General features: G+C 64.6%; 22 protein-coding genes. 7 read left to right on the top strand and 15 right to left on the bottom strand.

The genetic code is table 11. The features are described 5' to 3' along the window. Positions 1 to 68: 68 nt before the first annotated feature. From METFAM1_RS0116970 to METFAM1_RS0116935, 8 genes are all read right to left on the bottom strand, one after another. The gene (locus METFAM1_RS0116970) at positions 69 to 680 is read right to left on the bottom strand and encodes a nitrogen fixation protein NifQ (RefSeq protein WP_019916644.1); all 612 of its coding nucleotides are present in this window, start codon (positions 678 to 680) and stop codon (positions 69 to 71) included. 16 nt (positions 681 to 696) lie between these two features. Next, positions 697 to 1,005 (bottom strand): ferredoxin III, nif-specific, encoded by a 309-nt coding sequence (fdxB, locus tag METFAM1_RS0116965; RefSeq protein WP_019916643.1) that lies wholly within the window; start codon positions 1,003 to 1,005, stop codon positions 697 to 699. Between the two features lie 13 nt (positions 1,006 to 1,018). Continuing rightward, complete coding sequence (locus METFAM1_RS0116960; RefSeq protein WP_019916642.1) at positions 1,019 to 1,216, bottom strand: CCE_0567 family metalloprotein; 198 nt, start codon at positions 1,214 to 1,216, stop codon at positions 1,019 to 1,021. A 10-nt stretch (positions 1,217 to 1,226) separates the two neighbouring features. Then, positions 1,227 to 1,703 (bottom strand): NifX-associated nitrogen fixation protein, encoded by a 477-nt coding sequence (locus METFAM1_RS0116955; protein WP_019916641.1) that lies wholly within the window; start codon positions 1,701 to 1,703, stop codon positions 1,227 to 1,229. Further along, positions 1,696 to 2,109, bottom strand: a complete 414-nt coding sequence (gene nifX / locus METFAM1_RS0116950; RefSeq protein ID WP_019916640.1) for a nitrogen fixation protein NifX — start codon at positions 2,107 to 2,109, stop codon at positions 1,696 to 1,698. The genes METFAM1_RS0116955 and nifX overlap by 8 nt, the downstream gene beginning before the upstream one ends. 30 nt (positions 2,110 to 2,139) lie before the next feature. Then, a complete protein-coding gene (gene nifN / locus METFAM1_RS0116945) occupies positions 2,140 to 3,579 on the bottom strand; it encodes a nitrogenase iron-molybdenum cofactor biosynthesis protein NifN (protein WP_019916639.1) in 1,440 nt (479 codons plus the stop codon). A 10-nt stretch (positions 3,580 to 3,589) separates the two neighbouring features. After that, positions 3,590 to 4,984, bottom strand: a complete 1,395-nt coding sequence (gene nifE / locus METFAM1_RS0116940) for a nitrogenase iron-molybdenum cofactor biosynthesis protein NifE (protein WP_019916638.1) — start codon at positions 4,982 to 4,984, stop codon at positions 3,590 to 3,592. A 210-nt stretch (positions 4,985 to 5,194) separates the two neighbouring features. Continuing rightward, positions 5,195 to 5,509 carry a hypothetical protein gene (locus METFAM1_RS0116935; protein WP_019916637.1) on the bottom strand — a complete coding sequence of 105 codons (315 nt, stop codon included), beginning with the start codon at positions 5,507 to 5,509 and terminating at the stop codon, positions 5,195 to 5,197. Between the two features lie 105 nt (positions 5,510 to 5,614). Between METFAM1_RS0116935 and METFAM1_RS0116930 the strand changes: the two genes are divergently transcribed. The 3 genes from METFAM1_RS0116930 to METFAM1_RS0116920 are packed head-to-tail and all read left to right on the top strand — an operon-like array spanning position 5,615 to position 8,308. Continuing rightward, complete coding sequence (locus METFAM1_RS0116930) at positions 5,615 to 6,031, top strand: response regulator (RefSeq protein ID WP_019916636.1); 417 nt, start codon at positions 5,615 to 5,617, stop codon at positions 6,029 to 6,031. Between the two features lie 10 nt (positions 6,032 to 6,041). Continuing rightward, entirely contained in the window at positions 6,042 to 7,754 is a 1,713-nt protein-coding gene (locus METFAM1_RS0116925) for an ATP-binding protein (RefSeq protein WP_019916635.1), read from the top strand. An 11-nt stretch (positions 7,755 to 7,765) separates the two neighbouring features. Next, a complete protein-coding gene (locus METFAM1_RS0116920) occupies positions 7,766 to 8,308 on the top strand; it encodes a flavodoxin (protein WP_019916634.1) in 543 nt (180 codons plus the stop codon). A gap of 653 nt (positions 8,309 to 8,961) precedes the next feature. Here METFAM1_RS0116920 and nifK read toward each other — a convergent pair. The 3 genes from nifK to nifH all read right to left on the bottom strand — a co-directional run bounded on the left by nifK (position 8,962) and on the right by nifH (position 13,071). After that, positions 8,962 to 10,521: a nitrogenase molybdenum-iron protein subunit beta gene (nifK, locus tag METFAM1_RS0116915; RefSeq protein ID WP_024300794.1), complete on the bottom strand. Its 1,560-nt coding sequence runs from the start codon at positions 10,519 to 10,521 to the stop codon at positions 8,962 to 8,964. A 110-nt stretch (positions 10,522 to 10,631) separates the two neighbouring features. Next, positions 10,632 to 12,086 carry a nitrogenase molybdenum-iron protein alpha chain gene (gene nifD, locus METFAM1_RS0116910; RefSeq protein ID WP_019916632.1) on the bottom strand — a complete coding sequence of 485 codons (1,455 nt, stop codon included), beginning with the start codon at positions 12,084 to 12,086 and terminating at the stop codon, positions 10,632 to 10,634. 109 nt (positions 12,087 to 12,195) lie between these two features. Then, the gene (nifH, locus tag METFAM1_RS0116905; protein WP_024300793.1) at positions 12,196 to 13,071 is read right to left on the bottom strand and encodes a nitrogenase iron protein; all 876 of its coding nucleotides are present in this window, start codon (positions 13,069 to 13,071) and stop codon (positions 12,196 to 12,198) included. 457 nt (positions 13,072 to 13,528) lie between these two features. Here nifH and METFAM1_RS0116900 point away from each other — a divergent pair, with 457 nt between their 5' ends. The 3 genes from METFAM1_RS0116900 (at position 13,529) to METFAM1_RS0116890 (ending at position 15,111) form a co-directional block, all read left to right on the top strand. Further along, positions 13,529 to 13,996 (top strand): group II truncated hemoglobin, encoded by a 468-nt coding sequence (locus METFAM1_RS0116900; protein WP_019916630.1) that lies wholly within the window; start codon positions 13,529 to 13,531, stop codon positions 13,994 to 13,996. Beyond that, positions 13,977 to 14,570 (top strand): hypothetical protein, encoded by a 594-nt coding sequence (locus METFAM1_RS0116895; protein ID WP_019916629.1) that lies wholly within the window; start codon positions 13,977 to 13,979, stop codon positions 14,568 to 14,570. Before METFAM1_RS0116900 ends, METFAM1_RS0116895 begins: the two co-directional genes overlap by 20 nt. A 109-nt stretch (positions 14,571 to 14,679) precedes the next feature. Beyond that, positions 14,680 to 15,111, top strand: a complete 432-nt coding sequence (locus tag METFAM1_RS0116890) for an ArsC/Spx/MgsR family protein (protein ID WP_024300791.1) — start codon at positions 14,680 to 14,682, stop codon at positions 15,109 to 15,111. A gap of 11 nt (positions 15,112 to 15,122) precedes the next feature. Here METFAM1_RS0116890 and METFAM1_RS20275 read toward each other — a convergent pair whose 3' ends face one another. Further along, positions 15,123 to 15,284, bottom strand: a complete 162-nt coding sequence (locus METFAM1_RS20275) for a hypothetical protein (RefSeq protein WP_198291452.1) — start codon at positions 15,282 to 15,284, stop codon at positions 15,123 to 15,125. Positions 15,285 to 15,306: 22 nt separating this feature from the next. Here METFAM1_RS20275 and METFAM1_RS0116880 point away from each other — a divergent pair, with 22 nt between their 5' ends. Beyond that, positions 15,307 to 15,606: a DUF6156 family protein gene (locus METFAM1_RS0116880; protein ID WP_024300790.1), complete on the top strand. Its 300-nt coding sequence runs from the start codon at positions 15,307 to 15,309 to the stop codon at positions 15,604 to 15,606. An 11-nt stretch (positions 15,607 to 15,617) separates the two neighbouring features. On the opposite strand, the gene METFAM1_RS0116875 is transcribed toward METFAM1_RS0116880, so the two are convergent. The 3 genes from METFAM1_RS0116875 to METFAM1_RS0116865 are packed head-to-tail and all read right to left on the bottom strand — an operon-like array spanning position 15,618 to position 16,583. Beyond that, entirely contained in the window at positions 15,618 to 15,983 is a 366-nt protein-coding gene (locus tag METFAM1_RS0116875) for a ribonuclease HepT family protein (RefSeq protein ID WP_019916625.1), read from the bottom strand. Between the two features lie 19 nt (positions 15,984 to 16,002). Further along, entirely contained in the window at positions 16,003 to 16,236 is a 234-nt protein-coding gene (locus tag METFAM1_RS0116870) for a hypothetical protein (RefSeq protein WP_019916624.1), read from the bottom strand. A 50-nt stretch (positions 16,237 to 16,286) separates the two neighbouring features. Further along, positions 16,287 to 16,583 carry a 2Fe-2S iron-sulfur cluster-binding protein gene (locus METFAM1_RS0116865; protein WP_019916623.1) on the bottom strand — a complete coding sequence of 99 codons (297 nt, stop codon included), beginning with the start codon at positions 16,581 to 16,583 and terminating at the stop codon, positions 16,287 to 16,289. Positions 16,584 to 16,632 lie beyond the last annotated feature (49 nt).

Here is a 16,632-nt window from a genome sequence, read left to right as displayed (position 1 = left end):
TGGGAGCGAGCTTGCTCGCGATGCGGCATGTGCAGGCCTCGCTTCCGAACACCGCCGCTGTCAGGTACTCACTCCTCCGGACCGAAGCACTTCGCGTAGTCGGTGCACACGCCGCAGCTCGGCGCCTTGCAGACACGGATCTCGGCGCGCTCGCACAGCTGCTTGTAGAGGAATTTCTTCCACTTCATGTCCTGCGTGTTGCGTTCGGCCAGCGAGGTGAAGCGGCCGTGCATCAGTTCGGACAGCATGGCGCGCGAGGTCAGGTCCATGTCCTGCCACAGGTGGTCGGCGCCGAGGCAGCCGGTGGCGACCGCGTGCGCCAGCCACACGTGGTCCTGATCGTCGATGGACAGATGCTCGCGCAGCAGCGCCACCACGTCGTCCATCTCGATCGCTTCTGCGAACTCGGCGGGCGTCGTCGCGTGCAGCGCCGGCAGCCACTCGGCACCGGGGAAATGGCGCGCCAGCAGGCGGCGTGTTTCCGACACGTCGATGCCATACAGCGGCAGGCACTGCAGCCCGCGCTGCGTCCAGCTGCGGCCGATGACGCCGGCGAGCACCTGAGGCACCAGATCGTCGGGCCGGCGCGCCAGCTTCAGCAGCAGGCCGCGGAAGCCGCCGGGCCCGGCTGGCAGTGGCCAGTCGGGCCGCAGCGGAGCGGTCGGAAAGAGCGTGGGCATCGCCGTCGTCCCGCGCTCACACCTCGACCGGCGCGTGCGTGTAGCACTTCTTCGGGCAGACCTTGGAACACGCCTGACAGCCCACGCAGTTCACCTGGCGCGAAATGGTCATCACCTTGCGCTCGTATTCCTCGTCGTCGTCCTCGTTGTCCGGATCGACCACGACGATGTCGCCGTCCTCGGTGACGCCGGCGAGCTGCAGCACGTCATTGGCACAGACTTTCACGCAGCGCGCGCAGCCGATACAGGTGTCCTGGTTCAGACTGGACACGAACTTCGGTGTCCAGATTTCGCCGCTGGGCAGCGTGACGGAGAATGCAGCCATGGTGCGTCCTTCCTCAGGCGGTCGCGGCCGCCAGTTCCTTGCGCGCAGCCATCAGGGACTGGTGCGCGTCGTAGGCGACCTGCGCGACTTCGAGGATCTTCTCCCAGTTGGTCGGCAGTTCTTCCGACAGGTCGTGCAGGTCCATCTTGGCCTGCGTGGCCTGCGCGTTGAGCTTCTTGACACGGGTCTTCAGTGCGTCGACGTCTTCCATCGTTTCGTCCTCAGCCCCAGTTGGCCACTTCGTTGTACTTGTTCACCATGCCGACGCCTTCGTCGACGAACTTCTGCCCCGCCTCGGCCAGCTTGGCGTAGGTCGGAAAGCCGAAGCGGTGGGCGTCGCGCAGCTGCTTGTTCACCGCGATCAGGCGACCGGCGATCAGCACCATGCGGCCGAAGCCTTCGTGCGACATCTTCATCATCGGCGTCACCATCACCTTGGTGGCGCGCTCGATCGACAGGCCGACCGCGTTGTAGAACAGCTCGATGCGCCACAGCGTTTCCGGGTCCGGGTCGCCCATGATGGGCAGCGCGCGGCGCGCCTCGGCACTCAGGATGTAGGGTTCGAGCAGCTGCGCGTCGCTCTTGCCTTCCCAGGCGCCGTGCATGTCCTGCGCGCGGTACTGCTTGATCAGTTCGCTCAGGAAGGGTGATGCCAGCGCTGCGCTGTCCTCGGCGCTCAGTTCCAGTGTTTCAGCCATGTTCTTCCACCTCGTCTTCGAAATCGAAACTGCGTGCTTCGTCCTTCTGCAGGGCCTTGCGCAGCCAGGGCGGCGGCGTGCCGCGCAGCACTTCCTGCAGCTTGTCCAGGATGTCCATGATGGGTTCCGGCTGATTCACCTTGATCGGGTGAATCTTGCTGGCGACCACGCGTGCCGCCGCCGAGCCGCCGATGGCGGCGACATAGACGATGGCGACGTCCTTGATCGCGTCCAGCTTGGGCGCGAGCTTGTCCTCGTCGCCGTCCTCGTCCAGCTTGCCGCCGAAGTCGAAGTCCTCGACAAGGTGGTAGCCGGCCTTGTCGATCTCGTACACCGCGAGGTGTTTGGCCCAGCCGAAGTGCGCGTCTACGCGCTGCTTGTCCTGGGTGGCGAAGGCGATCTTCATGCGCTGCTCCTCGGTGGATGGGCGACCGGCTCAGGTGCCGGCCGCAACGGTTTCAGGAATTTCGGCGGACGATGCGCAGCCACAGCCGCCGCTGCCGCAACCGGATGCCTGACTGCCCTCGCTCGCCGCGAGGATGCTTTCCTGCGGCAGCGGCCAGTCCTCGGGCGTGTTCACGTGCTCGTCGGCGAGGAAGGTGTTGGCCCAGCCGAGGATCAGTTCGCGCGTGCCGCGGTAACCGACGCGCAAGACGTGCGCCGCGCCCAGCCGGTCGAACATCGGCAGGCCTTCGCGCAGCAGCGGAATGCCCAGCCGTGCCGCCGACTGCCGGCCGTGCGCGTGCGTGATCAACAGCTCCGCACCGGCCGCCTTCGCGCGCGTTTCCAGATCTTCCAGATCGCCGAGCAGCACTTCGGCACAGGGCACCGCTTCGAGCACACGCGACGGCGTGGTGCTGACGGCGGCCACCACTTCGGCGCCCATTTCGGCGGCGGTGGTCGACAGCGCGTAGAGCAGGTCCGGTTCGGCGCCGATGGCCATCTTCCGACCACCGACCCAGAAGTGGGCGTCCAGCATCACGTCTAGCAACTGGGTACGCGCACGGCGGAATTTCGGCGGCACCGGACGACCGGACAGTTCGGACAGGTACTGCAGGAAGTCGTCCACCGCGGCCAGTCCGGTCAGCCGGTCGAATACGCGGAAGGGCACGCCGCAACGCTCCTCGATCGCGGCTGCCGCCGCGTCCATGCGGGCCCCGACGGCGACCGTGGCGGCCGCTGCGCCGACCCGACGCAGCGTATCGACCCGGGTGCCGCCCAGCGTGGTCGGCGTGAAGTTGTCCGGAATGTGACCGTCGAGCGAGCCGGAAATGTCGGGCAGCACCTGCACGCGCAGGTCGAAAGCCTCGATGGTTTCGCGCAGTTCCTCGATGTCGGCCGGTGTCAGGTGCGCGCCCGGCAGCAGGTTCACCAGGCCGGCGTCGCGGTCACAGGGCTGGGCGTAGGCGTCGATCACGGCCAGCACCGCCTTGCCCCAGCCGTCTTCGAAGGCGCCGACGTAATCGGGCGTCGATACGTAGACGATTTCGGTACCGGTCAGCGCCTCGCCGTGCTTGCGGCGGATCAGGTTCAGGTAACCATCGACGTCGTCGCCCTTGGTTTCGGTGAGTCCGGTCGAAGCGATGGCGATGATGGACGGATTGGCGCGCTTCTTGATGTTCAGCACCGCCTGTTCGATGTTGTCGAGCCCGCCGAGGATGGTGCTCACCTCGTTCATCGCCGTGGTCTGCATCGGGATCGCCTCCTTGAAGTGGCGAACCAGCAGTACCAGGCCGAACGAGGTGCAGCCCTGCGAGCCGTGCATCATGGGCATGCAGTTGTCCAGCCCCATGAAGGCGTAGCACGCGCCCAGCGGCTGGCTCATCTTGAGCGGATTGACCGTGCAGGCCTTCTTCGATTCGATGACGGTGGCCATGGCGTGATCCTCAGGCGGCGACCACGTCCCAGGGCGCCGGCCGGCGCACCTGTTCCCAGATCGGGTTGTACAGCGCCTTGTCGATCTCGCGCACCAGATCGACCATGCCTTCGTAGCCGGCGTAGGCGTGGTGGCGTTCCTGGTTGATGTCCAGCCAGGGCATCTTGGCCTTCAACGCAATGAACTGGCTGCGACCACCTGAAAGCATGATGTCCGCCTTGGCGTCCTTCAGCATCGCGTACATTTCGCGCGGCGTCATGTCGTCGATCATGTGCGCGTCCTGGCCCATCAGCTCCTTGATCTTTTCCTTGTCTTCCTTGGTCGACTTCTTGACGCTGGTGCCGACGATCTCAAGCCCGGCTTCCTGCAGCGCGGCCACCACCGACCAGCTCTTCACACCGCCGGTGATCAGCAGCACCTTCTTGCCTTCGAGCCGCGGGCGGTAGGCAGCGATACGCTCGAAGGCGCGCTTTTCCTCGACCGCGATCAGCGCTTCGGTGCGTGCCTTCAGCTCTTCCGGTGCGCCCTTCTCGACCAGCAGGCGGGCGATTTCGCGCAGCGTTTCCGACATGTCGCCGATGCCGTAGAACGAACCTTCGAAGAAGGGGATGTCATAGCGCTCGTCCATCTTGCGCGCGATGTTGATCATCGACTTCGAACACACCATCATCGCCGCCTTGGCGCGGTGGCTGTAGGCGACTTCCCGGTAACGGCCGTCGCCGGAGATACAGGACAGGATGCGCACGCCGAGCGCGTCGAGCAGCGGCTTCACCTGCCACAGTTCGCCGGCCAGGTTGTACTCACCGATGATGTTGATGTCGTAGGGGGTGACGAAGTCCGGCTCTTCGGTGCCGATCACGTAATCGAGCAGCGCCTCGGCGCCCAGCTTGTTGCCGAGGTTCTTCGGCCCGACGAAGCCCGGTGAATTGACCGGGATGACCGGCTTGCCGAACTTCTCCGAGGCCTTCTTGCACACCGCCTCGATGTCGTCGCCGATCAGCGCGGTGACACAGGTCTGGTAGACGAACACGGCCGGCGGGTCATACTTCTCGATGATTTCCTTGACCGACTTGAACAGCCGCTTCTCGCCGCCGTAGATGACATCCAGTTCGTTGATGTCGGTGGTGAAGCCGGTGCGGTAGAGCTGCGAAGTGCTGGACGACGAGTTGCGGTTGTCCCAGGAGTTGCCCTCACAGGCGATCGGGCCGTGCACCAGGTGAGCGACATCGACGATGGGCTGCAGCGCGACCTTGGCGCCGTCGAAGGCACAGCCGCCGGCGGCAGCGCCCGGAGAGAGCTGCTTGGTACAGCCCTTCTTCTTTTCCTTGGCCGACTTGTTCTGGTTGTGCTCGCAGGCGGGTTCTTCGAACACGTCCTGGATCTTTGCCGATACGCGTGCATCCATGGCCCACCTTCCTTCCTGTCAGGGTCGGCGCGCAAGGCGCTGTCGGAGCTCACTCAGCAGGATTGATGCCAGAGCCGGCGCACAGGGCAGAGGCCCGGGAAATCAGTCATCTGCGGTCCGCCGGGTCGCCTGGGGGCATCCCGGTCCGACAAAGGCTGGTCGTTTTGCGACACGCAATGTCGGGTTTGGCGGACCGCCGCGACGCCGGCGCTACTCGATGCCCTCCATGCGCGCCTTGTTGTGGATGGCCGACTGCAGCCGCTTGGCGATACCCATCGGGCTGGCGTCGAAACTGCGTTGCGCCTCGGTCAGCGCGTCCTGCGCGACCTGCGCTTCTTCCAGCGTCAGTGGAATGCGCCCGGCCACGTGCGTGGCGCCCGGCACCGCTTTGGCGATGGCCTGGCGGTTCGGATGTTCGGACAGCGGAACCAGCCCGCCCGCTTCCGGCTTGCCCTCCAGACAGACCACGCCCTCGATCACCTCGACCCGCCGTCCGTCCATCGTCGTCTTGATCAGTACGCCCATTGCGACCTCCTTCGAATGAATGACGAAGGCGGAGAAGCGAAAGCCATGCCGCGTTTGGAACGAAGCTTGCTCCGGACCTGCTGACGACAGACAGGGAGAACCCTCATGCAGATCGGCGTAGACAGTCAGCGCGCAGTCGAGAACAAGCGCGTGTTCGTGGTCGATGACGACGACGTGGTCGGTACCGCCTTGCAGTTCATGCTGGCCGACGAGATGGAAACCCATGTGTTCGCCGACCTCGCGTCGGCACTCGCGGTGGCCGCGGCAACACCGCCCGACCTGGTGCTGCTCGGCGCCGGACTGCTGGCGGGCGACGCGGTGACGCGCCTGCGGGCGGCGCTGCCGCAGGTGCGCATACTGATCGTCTGCAGCGATGCCGACGACGACGCTGTCCGCCAGGCATTGGCCGCCGGCGCGCAGAGCACGCTGCTGCGTCCGCTCAAGGTCGAGAACGTGCGGCGCAAGGTGGACGCCCAGCTCGGTCGGCGCGCGGCGCTGGAAATTCCGGTCGTCACCCGCTGAGGGCGTGGCGATGAAGGTGACCATAGAGGCGCCGCAGATCGAGTCGATGGCGGACGCCTTCCCCGATCTGGCCAGCCTGCGCGACCAGCTGCAGTACTGCGACAAGGTCGAGGTGCCGGTGTCGCGGCTGTCCATCGACGCGCTGCGCTTCCTCGGCCGGCTCTACGCCGACGCCGGCCCGACCATGCTGGAACGCGCGACCGCGCTGACCACGCTGGCCGATGCGCTGGAAGGCGATGGCCGCCGCTTCGAAGGCAACGATCTCGAACAGCTGGTGCCCGCCCTCGCCCGCCATCTGGCCGAAGGCGCCATCCGCGGCTGGCTGTTCACCGCCAATCAGCTCACCCGGCCGCTGCCCTGGGTGGTGAGCCGGCTCGACTACACGCCGGCCAACAACGAAGAGACCGGCAAGGTTTTCATCGAGCTGAAGGCCAATGTGAAGGCGACGCTGGCGACTTCCGTCATCCGCATCTACGGTGCCGACATCACCGGCAAGACGGTGGGCGAAGTGCTTGCGGCCAAGGGTTTCCTGAAGGAAACGCCGGCGCTGATCGCCGCCTGCGACACCGTGACCGCGCGCTACATCGAGTGGCGCGCGCGCTACGGCGAGCAGTTCTCGGCCAGCGGCACCGGCTTTCACGCCGAAGACCCGAGCGCCACCCACCGCGACACCGACTGGTCGCGCAAGGACCAGGTGGTGCTGTCGGCGAGCGGCGGCATGGCCCGCCTGGTCAATGACGAAGCCATCCTGCCCGCGCGCACGCTGCTGCTCGAAGCGCCGGGCGACATCCTCGGTCCCTATCTGCGCAAGGCGGCCAAGAGCAATCGCTACGAGGCGGAAGACGAGGTCGAGGCCTCGCGTGACGCCATGCCTGACGGCCTGTTCTCGCAGCTGCCGGTGCATCCCTATGTGCTCATGTTCCACCTCGATCTGCACCAGCATCTGTGGGTGCACGTGGACGACATGGCGCCCTATGCCTACCAGCCCGCACTGAAGCAGAAGCTCGTTCTGCCGCCGGAACAGACCGACCTGATCGACATCCTGACCGCCGAGATGGACGTGCTGATGGACGACATCGTCGCCGGCAAGTCGGGCGGCACCACCGTGCTGTGCGCAGGCCCTCCGGGTGTCGGCAAGACGCTGACTGCCGAGGTGTACTCGGAAATCATCCGCCGGCCGCTCTACCGCGTGCATTCCGGCCAGCTCGGGCTGAACGTGGCGCAGATGGAAGGCGCGCTCAAGCAGGCGCTGACGCGCGCCCAGCGCTGGGGTGCGGTGATGCTGATCGACGAGGCCGACGTCTACATCAAGCGGCGCGAGGACGACATGACGATGAACGCCGTGGTCGGCGTGTTCCTGCGCGTGCTCGAGTACTTCAACGGCCTGCTCTTCCTGACCACCAACCGCGTGGACGACATCGACGAAGCCATCGTGTCGCGCTGCATCGCGCTGATCCGCTACCACGCGCCTGACGAAGCCGCGCGGCGTCGCATCTGGCAGGTGATGGCAACGCAGTTCGGGCTCGCGCTGGACGAAAGCATGGTCGAGGCACTGGCCGTGCTGTTTCCCGACGCCTCCGGCCGCGACATCAAGGGTCTGGCCAAGCTGGCGGCGAAGTACTGCCAGCACAAGGCCTGCGCGCCAACGCTGGAGGTATTCCAGCGCTGCGCCATCTTCCGCGGCATGGACGCCGCATACACCTCCCCCGCAACACTCAACTGAATGGATCTGTCATGGCACGCATCGGACTTTTCTTCGGCACCAACAGCGGCAGCACGCGCAAGATCGCGAAGCAGATCAAGAAGCGCTTCGACGACGACACGATGGCCGAGCCGGTCAACATCAACAAGGCAACGGTGGACGACCTGCTCGCCTACGACTATCTGATCCTCGGCACACCGACGCTGGGCGACGGCCTGCTGCCAGGCATCGAGGCGGAATGCGACGACGAGAGCTGGGCCGAAGCGCTGGTCAAGTTCAAGGGCACCAGCTTCGCCGGCAAGACGGTGGCGCTGTTCGGTCTGGGCGACCAGGACACCTACGGTCACGAGTTCGTCGATGGTCTGATCCTGCTGTACGACTTCTTCAAGGACGCCGGTGCAAAGATCGTCGGCGCCTGGCCCACCGACGGCTACGACTTCACCGAGTCGCAGTCGGTCATCGACGACAAGTTCGTCGGCCTGGCCATCGACCAGGACATCCAGCCCGAACTGACGGCCGAACGTGTCGACGGCTGGCTCAAGCTGATCGCTCCCGAGTTCGGTTTGAGCATCTGAGCGCAACAGGGCGTCGGTCGGTATCAGCGCCGACTGACGCCCTGTCGTGGCCAAGGCCGCTCCCACAAGGAACGCGCCCGATCCACCAGCGGAGCCAGAGCCAAGCCCCGGTGGGAGGGGTCTTCTGACCCCGACAGCCGCCTGTAACGAAGCCTGCGGACTGCAAAGGCCCTGTTGCGGCCAAGGCCGCTCCCACACGAACACTCGCTGTCCACGGTCAGAGCCTGCGTTTGTGGGAGCGAGCTTGCTCGCGATTGCAGCCTGAATCGGAGCCGGCGACGTGCCAAGGCAGCATCGCGGCCAAGGCCGCTCCCACGAGGAACGCGCCCGACCTACTGCCCGAGCCGGGGCAGCGGTTCTGTGGGAGGGGTCTTGACCCCGACAATAGCCTGTATCGAAACCTGCGGACTGCAAAGACCCTGTCGCGGCCGAGGCCGCTCCCACACGAACACTCGCTGTCCGCGGTCAGAGCCTGCGTTTGTGGGAGCGAGCTTGCTCGCGATTGCGACCTGAATCGGAGGCGGCGACGTGCCAAGGCCGCTCCCACAAGGAACGCGCCAGAGCTGCTGCCGGAGCCCGAGCCGATGCCTGCCCCCCAAAAAAAACGCCGCGCCGGCACGAGGCGTGCCGGCGCGGCGCGAGAGGACGCTGTATCAGCGGATGATGTCGTACGAGTAGTCGGTCTTGCCCGGAACGATGGTGTTCACGTCGATCGACTCGAAGAACTCGTCGAGCAGCATCACCAGCACGCGCATGCCGCCTTCGTAACCCCAGATCGGGTAGCGATGGTAGTGGTGGCGATCGAAGATCGGGAACACCATGCGGATCAGCGGGGTGCCGGTGTCACGTTCCAGATACTTGCCGTAGGTGTTGCCGATCAGGAAGTCGACCGGCTCCGTGTAGAGCAGCGAACGCATGTGCCACAGGTCGCGCTTCGGGTACACCTTGCAGCCGGCGCCGTAGGGCGAGGCATCCAGCACCTTCTGCACCCGTGCTTCCCACTCCTTCTCGCCATTGGTGGCCAGGATGTGTGCCGGCTCGGCACCCAGTTCCAGCAGGAACTCGGTCAGGCCCAGCATCATGTCCGGGTCGCCGTACATGGCGTAGCGCTTGCCGTGCAGGTGAGCCTGCGAGTCGGCCATCGCGTCGACCAGGTAGCCGCGCTCCTTCTCCAGCACCTCGGGGATGGGCTTGCCGGTGAGGCGCGACAGTTCCATCAGGAACTTGTCGGTGCCGGCGACGCCGATCGGGCTGTTCAGCAGCACCACTTCCTGACCATGCTCGGCGATGAACTTCGCGGTCTTTTCGCAGCAGAACTCCTGGAAGATGACCGTGGCCTTGGCGTTGATCGCGCGCTCGACCGTTTCCTTGGTGGTGCCGCCCTCGTACATGCGGAACTCGCCATCGGTCGGCGTATTCCAGACCTCGGACGGATCGCACAGGATGTTGTAGTCGATCTCGAACAGGTCGAGGATGCGCTTCATTTCCTTCATGTTGCCGACGACGAAGCCGTCGAAGCCGAAGATGAAGTTGATCGACTCGTCCGCCTTGCGCTCGAGCTTGGCGGCGGTGTCGGCCTTGCCGTCCCAGAAGTGACGCAGGATGCCGAGCAGCGCGTTGTCGTAGCCGGTGATGTGGCTGCCGACGAAGGCCGGCGTGTGGGCGAACGGAACGTCGAACTCGGCCGGTACGCTGCCCTTTTCCTTCGAGGTCTTGATGAAGGCGTTCAGGTCGTCGCCGATCACTTCCGCCATGCAGGTGGTCGACACCGCGATCATGTCCGGCTTGTACAGGTTGTACGAGTTGGCGAGGCCGTCGATCATGTTGTTCAGGCCACCGAACACGGCCGCGTCCTCGGTCATCGACGACGACACGCAGGAGGTCGGCTCCTTGAAGTGACGCGAGAAGTGCGAACGGTAGTAGGCGACACAGCCCTGCGAACCATGCACGAAGGACAGGGTCTTGTGGAAGCCGTTGGCGACATAGACGGCGCCCAGCGGCTGGCAGGCCTTGGCCGGATTGACCGTAAGCGCTTCACGGGCGAAGTTCTTCTGCTTGTAGTCCTCGGTCTTGGTCCACTCGACGATCTCCTGGATCTTGGCGTCGGCGTGGTTGAACTCGAACTGGGACTTCTTGTCCGCCAGCATCTGCTGGTATTCCGGTTCGCGGAACAGCAGTTCGTGGTCGAGGATCTTGTCGGCTGATTGAGGCATGTTGAACACTCCTGAGTGTAGGGTGGGCAGGGGCTGCGCCCCGCCCTGCGACACGGATGTCGGGAACGGTGGGTTTCGGTGCCCTCAACCCACCCTACGTTGCACTGCGCTTACTTCTTCCACGGAGCCTTGGTCAGGCCCCAGATCGGCGAGCTGATCGCCATGTCCATGTCACGGGCAAAGATGGCGAAGCCGTCGTAGCCGTGGTACGGACCGGAGTAGTCCCAGCTGTGCATCTGACGGAAGGGCACGCCCATCTTCTGGAACACGTACTTTTCCTTGATGCCGGAACCGACCAGATCGGGCTTCACCTTCTCGACAAACTTCTCGAATTCGTAGCCGGTGACGTCGTCATAGATCAGCGTGCCGTCCTTGACGTAGTGCGTGGTGCGCTGATAGTCGTCGTTGTGGCCGAATTCGTAGCCGGTGCCGACCACTTCCATGCCCAGATCCTCGTAGGCGCCGATGACGTGACGAGGGCGCAGACCGCCGACGAACAGCATCACTTTCTTGCCTTCCAGGCGCGGACGGTACTTGTCGATCACCGCCTGCATCAGCGGCTTGTACTTGGCGATCACCTTCTCGGTGTTCTCCTTGATCTTGTCGTCGAAGTGCGAGGCGATCTCGCGCAGCGACTCCTCGATCTTGGACGGGCCGAAGAAGTTGTATTCCACCCAGGGAATGCCGTACTTCTCTTCCATGTGCCGCGAGATGTAGTTCATCGAGCGGTAGCAGTGCAGCACGTTGAGCTTGGCCTTGGGCGTGTTCTCCAGTTCGGCGATGGTGCCGTCGCCGGACCACTGGGCGATCACGCGCAGACCCATCTCTTCCAGCAGGATGCGGCTGGACCAGGCGTCGCCACCGATGTTGTAGTCACCGATGATGGCCACGTCGTACGGGGTCGACACGAAGTCCGGGCGCTTGTCTTCGGTCTTGTCGAACACCCAGTCACGGATGGCGTCGTTGGCGATGTGGTGACCCAGCGACTGGCTGACGCCGCGGAAGCCTTCGCAGCGCACCGGCACGATGGTGTGGCCGTCGTATTCCTTCGACTTCTTCTTCGACACCGCTTCGATGTCGTCACCGATCAGGCCGATCGGGCACTCGGACTGCACCGAGATGCCCTTGTTGAGCGGGAACAGCTGCTGGATCTCGTCCATGATGACTTCCAGCTTCTTGTCGCCGCCGAACACGATGTCCTTCTCCTGGAAGTCGGAGGTGAACTGCATCGTGACGAAGGTATCCACACCGGTGACGCCGATGTAGTAGTTGCGGCGAGCCGCCCACGAGTACTGACCGCAACCGACCGGGCCGTGGGAAATGTGGATCATGTCCTTGATCGGACCCCACACCACGCCCTTTGAACCTGCGTAGGCACAGCCGCGGATGGTCATCACGCCAGGCAGCGACTTGATGTTCGACTTGACGCCGCAGTCGGGCTTGCCTTCCTCGTGCACGTTGAGGTGCTTGGCGCGCTTCTTCGCGGTCTTCTCGGGATAGGCCTTCAGCACTTCTTCGATCAGCGCTGCGTTCTGGGCCTTCTTTTCGTCTATGGTCATGCTCATTTGATCACTCCTTGTCGAGAGCTGAGGGTAGAGAACCACGGTTGTCGCCGGCGGAGGCCGGGAGCCTGCGGGCGACGCCCGCGGCTCCCGACCCTCGACTCTCGGGTGCTCAGGCGGCAGCGGCTGCCTTGCCGACTTCCGATTCGTCGACCTGCTTCATGATCCCGTGCTCCATCAGCAGATCTTCGAGCTGGTCCATCGTGATCGGCGTCGGAATCGTGCCGTTGCCCGCGTTGGCGTGAACCTTCTGCGCCAGGTCGCGGTACTCGTTAGCCTGCTTGGAATCCGGCGCGTACTCGAGCACCGTCATGCGACGCAGCTCGGCGTGCTGGACGATGTTGTCGCGCGGCACGAAATGGATCAGACGCGAACCCAGCATCTTGGCCAGCGACTCGGCCAGTTCCAGTTCCTTGTCGGTCTGGCGCTCGTTGCACACCAGGCCGCCCAGGCGCACGCCACCCGAATTGGCGTACTTCAGAATGCCCTTGGAGATGTTGTTGGCGGCGTACATGGCCATCATTTCGCCGGACATGACGATGTAGATTTCCTGCGCCTTGTTTTCGCGGATCGGCATCGCGAAGCCACCGCACACCACGTCGCCCAGCACGTCGTAGGACACGTAGTCGACGCCGTCATAGGCGCCGTTCTCTTCGAGGAAGTTGATCGAGGTGATGACACCGCGACCGGCGCAGCCGACGCCGGGTTCCGGGCCACCGGACTCGACACAGCGGATGTCGCGGTAGCCGATCTTCATGACGTCCTCGAGTTCCAGGTCCTCGACCGAACCGGCTTCGGCGGCCAGCGACAGGATGGTGTCCTGTGCCTTTGCGTGCAGGATCAGGCGGGTCGAGTCGGCCTTCGGGTCGCAGCCGACGATGAGGATCTTCTGACCCATTTCGGCCAGAGCGGCCAGGGTGTTCTGGGAGGTGGTCGACTTGCCGATGCCGCCCTTGCCGTAGAAGGCGATTTGTCTGAGAGATGCCATGTTTGATTCTCCTGAGTCGATGAACAGTTGATTGCCGCTGACCAAGCGATCATTGGCCACGTACCGCGCCACCGGATGCAGCCCCTTGTGCCCATTGTTGGTCTTCGTGGTCAGCCATTGGCGGCAAGTCATGGTCGGTGCATGGCCTGTTCAGCAACTGCCGTGCCATTCATCATGCATTCTCTATAAACGGCTTGCAGACGTCGTTTCAGAGATTCACATCGACGTTTCCATGAGTCGCCGGGCGGTACGACAAACGCGACAATCAGCCCAGCGCTGTGAGGATTGACCGGGCTGCGACAGAGCCGACACAGGGCCACATGAGCTGTGTGGTCAATGCGTCATCGGGCGCACCGGCGGGCGTTCCGGCGCGCAGTCAGGCCTGATGCCGGACAAGGACGACGCAACGGGTACGGCACTTGCTGTGGTCACGCATCCGCCCAGCAAAGACACGTCCATGTCCACGCAAGAACCTGTCGTTCCAGTCGCCGCGCCTTCGGTCAGTTCGACCGCAGGTACGCAGAACCCGCACTTCGCCCGCATCGGTGGCGAAGCGGCGATCGTTCAACTGGTCGACCGCTTCTATGCGCACATGAGCGAACGCCCGGACGCACAGGGCATACGCGCCATGCACGGTGTCGACCTCACCGACGTCAAGCGCGTGCTGGTGAATTACCTCGTCGAATGGATGGGCGGTCCGCAGCGCTACTCGGTCGAACGTGGCCATCCGCGTCTGCGGCGCAAGCACCTCGCATTCGCGATCGGCCCGGCCGAACGCGACGCGTGGATGAACTGCATGCGCACCGCCCTGCAGGAAGTCGTCAGCGACGGCGAACTGCGCATGCAACTGGAGCACGCCTTTTTCAAGACCGCGGATTTCATCCGCAACGATCAGGGGAATCACCATGAGCATCACCATCGCTAGCTCCGCCTTTGCCGCACTGGAAAACGAGAAGCGGCTGCTCAACGCCGTGTTCAAGGGACCGACGCACAAGCCGGGTCGTGTCGGCTTCCGCGGCGACATCGCGCTGAAGTTCGCGCAGCAGTTCGCCGACGAAGCCCGTCCGCCCGAAATCAGCAGCGACCAGGTGATGGCTGCGGCGCACGAGGGCGAAACGCACATCGCCTTCCTGACCTGCTTCCTGCTGTCCTTCGAGTACCTGAAGATGCTGGCCGAAGTACTGGGCGATGCGCTGTCGCCGCAGGGCAAGTACATCGTGTTCTGCGACAACATCGACCTGTCGAAGAAGTACCAGGTGCAGTACGGCGGTGCGACCTTCCACGTGCTGCCGATCGACGAAGCCACCGTCTATAACGAGACGCTGGAACTGCTCTATCTGGAGAAGAACGACCTGAAGAAGCTGGACACCGCCGGCAAGCTGGACGCGGTCGTCGACGCCGCGATGAAGTTCACCGGCAAGTTCCCGGAGATCAGCTACGAAGAGGGCCTGAAGCTGATGGGGCCGGTGCGCAATCTGTACGAAAACCGCCCGGTCTGAGTGTGGGCCCCCACGCTCGCAGCCCCCATGGAGGCTGCGCAGTTCCACGGTCGGCTTTGCACAGCCGACCGGTTACGCGGGCGGCGCGTCGCACTGATGGATCGGTGAAATGGCACACATTGTCTTCTTCGAAAAGCCCGGCTGTGCCGGCAACGCGCGGCAGAAGCAGTGGCTGCGCGATGCCGGCCACCAGCTTTCGGTGCGCAGTCTGCTGACCGAGCCATGGACAGCGGCGTCATTGCTCGACTTCCTCGACCCCTTGCCGGTGGCCGACTGGTTCAACCGCGTTGCGCCGCGCGTGAAGAGCGGTGAGGTGCAACCGGAGCAGCTTGGCCGGACAGAGGCGCTGGCGCTGCTGCTGGCCGAGCCGCTGCTGATACGGAGGCCACTGCTGCAGGTGGGCGCGGAGCGGCGGGTCGGCTTCGATCCACCGGCAGTGGACCGCTGGATAGGCCTGACGCCGGACGCCGCGGCACGGCTGCGTGAAACGTCGGAAGGCTGTGCCGCCGGCAGCATGGCTTCGTGCCGCCCGACGGAATGAAAAATCGCCGCTCAGTCCGGCGTCATGTCCGGCTGCAGCACCACTTCGTCGGGCAGCACGCCTCCGTTGCCCAGCAGTTCCAGCGAGCCGAGCGGGGAATAGCCGTCGTCGCCCTCCAGCAGCACGGTGGCGTCGGCCGGCAGCCCCTGCAAGGCCACGATCAACTGTTTCACTGTCATCGACATCCGCTCACCCATGTCCTCGCCATCGCGCTCCCCTTCGCCCTCGACGACCACCCGCTACTTCCTCACCTACCGCGGCGTGAAACTGCCGCTGCAGTTCGCCGAAGAGTTGCAGCCGGACGCGCTGCGCAACCGCAACACCTGGTTCCAGGTCGACTACGACACGGCTGGCCGCATCGTCCGCGCCGAGAAGAAGGTCTACGGTGAAACCGAGATGCGTCACGAATACAGCTGGAGTGCCGACGGTCGCCTGCTGCGTGCCTGCATCGTCATCGGTGACGAAGAACCGCAGGTGGTCGACTTCCCCGCCTGATCGACGCCGCCTCAGCCGGCGAACGCGAACAGCGCCGGCTCGCGCTGGCGGTAGAGCCGCAGCCACATCAGCGTGGCCGGCACCAGCGAGGTGAGGGCGAACCACAGCGTGTCGTCGCTGGCCGGCCCCTGGTCGGGCAGCGTGCGCGTCAGCAATGACCAGCCGGCCCAGTCGATCTCCGGCAGGCGGCGGCTGGCTTCCGCCGGCAGGCCGTTCATCAGCCGGGCGATCACCAGCAGCAACCGGCCCACCTCGGCGCGGGTCAGCCGCGACGACAGAAACTCGTCGCGCTCCAGCCCTTCGCCGAGGATGAGCACGCCGCTGCAGGCCTCGTCCAGCATGGCCAGCGAGGCGGCACTGAACAGCGCTTCGGTCATCGCAGTCGAGCCTCGCGACTCAGGCACCGATGCGGTATTCGTAGTTCAGCCGCGTCATCTTGCCCACAGCGCCGCACTTGACGCAGCGCCAGCCGGCCGAGAAGGCCTGTCCGGTGCAGCTGTCGTCATAGGTCTGGCGGCAGCCGACATGGCCGCATTCGCACTGGAAGGTCTGGCCATTGCACTTGCCGGCTGCGCCGAGGCGGTTGCCGGTACAGAGGCCGCGATCGGCCTTGATTGCGTCGTAACTCATGATGATGTTCTTCCCGTTGTCCGGTTCTTGTCGGGGTGGCGTGGACGCGATCAGACGAAGCTGAGCAGCTCGACCGTCACGTTCTCTTCGCCCATCTGCGCCTGACAGGCCAGGCGCGATTTCGAGCTGACGCCGACCAGCGCGTCGAGCTTCTCGTTCTCGGCGCGCGTCGTCTTCGACAGGCTCTTGCGCCCCTCGTTGACCGCGATGTGACAGGCACCACACTGGGCCTGACCGCCGCACTTGCTGATCAGCTTCTCGCCGGCGGACAGGATGGCGGCGAGCAGGGTGGTTCCCGGTGCGACTTCGAGTGCCGTTCCGGACGGCATGATGGTGAGCTGTGGCATGGCGCTTCTCCTTGTCGGTGTGTGTGTGAAATCGATGGGCGAGGCGCTG

Origin of the sequence: Methyloversatilis discipulorum (genome assembly GCF_000527135.1) — a bacterium.
Lineage (GTDB): Bacteria > Pseudomonadota > Gammaproteobacteria > Burkholderiales > Rhodocyclaceae > Methyloversatilis > Methyloversatilis discipulorum.
Note: the sequence above shows the minus strand (reverse complement) of the source record. Positions and strands in the feature narration are given on the sequence as shown.

What these genes read in the sequence shown, in the direction of transcription:
- METFAM1_RS0116955 (WP_019916641.1), bottom strand. Translation starts at nt 1,703, where the DNA reads ATGGCTGAAACACTGGAACTGAGCGCCGAGGACAGCGCAGCGCTGGCA.
- METFAM1_RS0116925 (WP_019916635.1), top strand. Translation starts at nt 6,042, where the DNA reads ATGAAGGTGACCATAGAGGCGCCGCAGATCGAGTCGATGGCGGACGCC.
- METFAM1_RS0116865 (WP_019916623.1), bottom strand. Translation starts at nt 16,583, where the DNA reads ATGCCACAGCTCACCATCATGCCGTCCGGAACGGCACTCGAAGTCGCA.
- nifK (WP_024300794.1), bottom strand. Translation starts at nt 10,521, where the DNA reads ATGCCTCAATCAGCCGACAAGATCCTCGACCACGAACTGCTGTTCCGC.
- METFAM1_RS0116875 (WP_019916625.1), bottom strand. Translation starts at nt 15,983, where the DNA reads ATGACCGAAGCGCTGTTCAGTGCCGCCTCGCTGGCCATGCTGGACGAG.
- METFAM1_RS0116920 (WP_019916634.1), top strand. Translation starts at nt 7,766, where the DNA reads ATGGCACGCATCGGACTTTTCTTCGGCACCAACAGCGGCAGCACGCGC.
- METFAM1_RS0116970 (WP_019916644.1), bottom strand. Translation starts at nt 680, where the DNA reads ATGCCCACGCTCTTTCCGACCGCTCCGCTGCGGCCCGACTGGCCACTG.
- nifX (WP_019916640.1), bottom strand. Translation starts at nt 2,109, where the DNA reads ATGAAGATCGCCTTCGCCACCCAGGACAAGCAGCGCGTAGACGCGCAC.
- METFAM1_RS0116960 (WP_019916642.1), bottom strand. Translation starts at nt 1,216, where the DNA reads ATGGAAGACGTCGACGCACTGAAGACCCGTGTCAAGAAGCTCAACGCG.
- nifD (WP_019916632.1), bottom strand. Translation starts at nt 12,086, where the DNA reads ATGAGCATGACCATAGACGAAAAGAAGGCCCAGAACGCAGCGCTGATC.
- METFAM1_RS0116935 (WP_019916637.1), bottom strand. Translation starts at nt 5,509, where the DNA reads ATGGGCGTACTGATCAAGACGACGATGGACGGACGGCGGGTCGAGGTG.
- nifE (WP_019916638.1), bottom strand. Translation starts at nt 4,984, where the DNA reads ATGGATGCACGCGTATCGGCAAAGATCCAGGACGTGTTCGAAGAACCC.
- METFAM1_RS0116880 (WP_024300790.1), top strand. Translation starts at nt 15,307, where the DNA reads ATGTCCTCGCCATCGCGCTCCCCTTCGCCCTCGACGACCACCCGCTAC.
- METFAM1_RS0116930 (WP_019916636.1), top strand. Translation starts at nt 5,615, where the DNA reads ATGCAGATCGGCGTAGACAGTCAGCGCGCAGTCGAGAACAAGCGCGTG.
- METFAM1_RS0116895 (WP_019916629.1), top strand. Translation starts at nt 13,977, where the DNA reads ATGAGCATCACCATCGCTAGCTCCGCCTTTGCCGCACTGGAAAACGAG.
- nifH (WP_024300793.1), bottom strand. Translation starts at nt 13,071, where the DNA reads ATGGCATCTCTCAGACAAATCGCCTTCTACGGCAAGGGCGGCATCGGC.
- METFAM1_RS0116890 (WP_024300791.1), top strand. Translation starts at nt 14,680, where the DNA reads ATGGCACACATTGTCTTCTTCGAAAAGCCCGGCTGTGCCGGCAACGCG.
- fdxB (WP_019916643.1), bottom strand. Translation starts at nt 1,005, where the DNA reads ATGGCTGCATTCTCCGTCACGCTGCCCAGCGGCGAAATCTGGACACCG.
- METFAM1_RS0116870 (WP_019916624.1), bottom strand. Translation starts at nt 16,236, where the DNA reads ATGAGTTACGACGCAATCAAGGCCGATCGCGGCCTCTGTACCGGCAAC.
- METFAM1_RS0116900 (WP_019916630.1), top strand. Translation starts at nt 13,529, where the DNA reads ATGTCCACGCAAGAACCTGTCGTTCCAGTCGCCGCGCCTTCGGTCAGT.
- nifN (WP_019916639.1), bottom strand. Translation starts at nt 3,579, where the DNA reads ATGGCCACCGTCATCGAATCGAAGAAGGCCTGCACGGTCAATCCGCTC.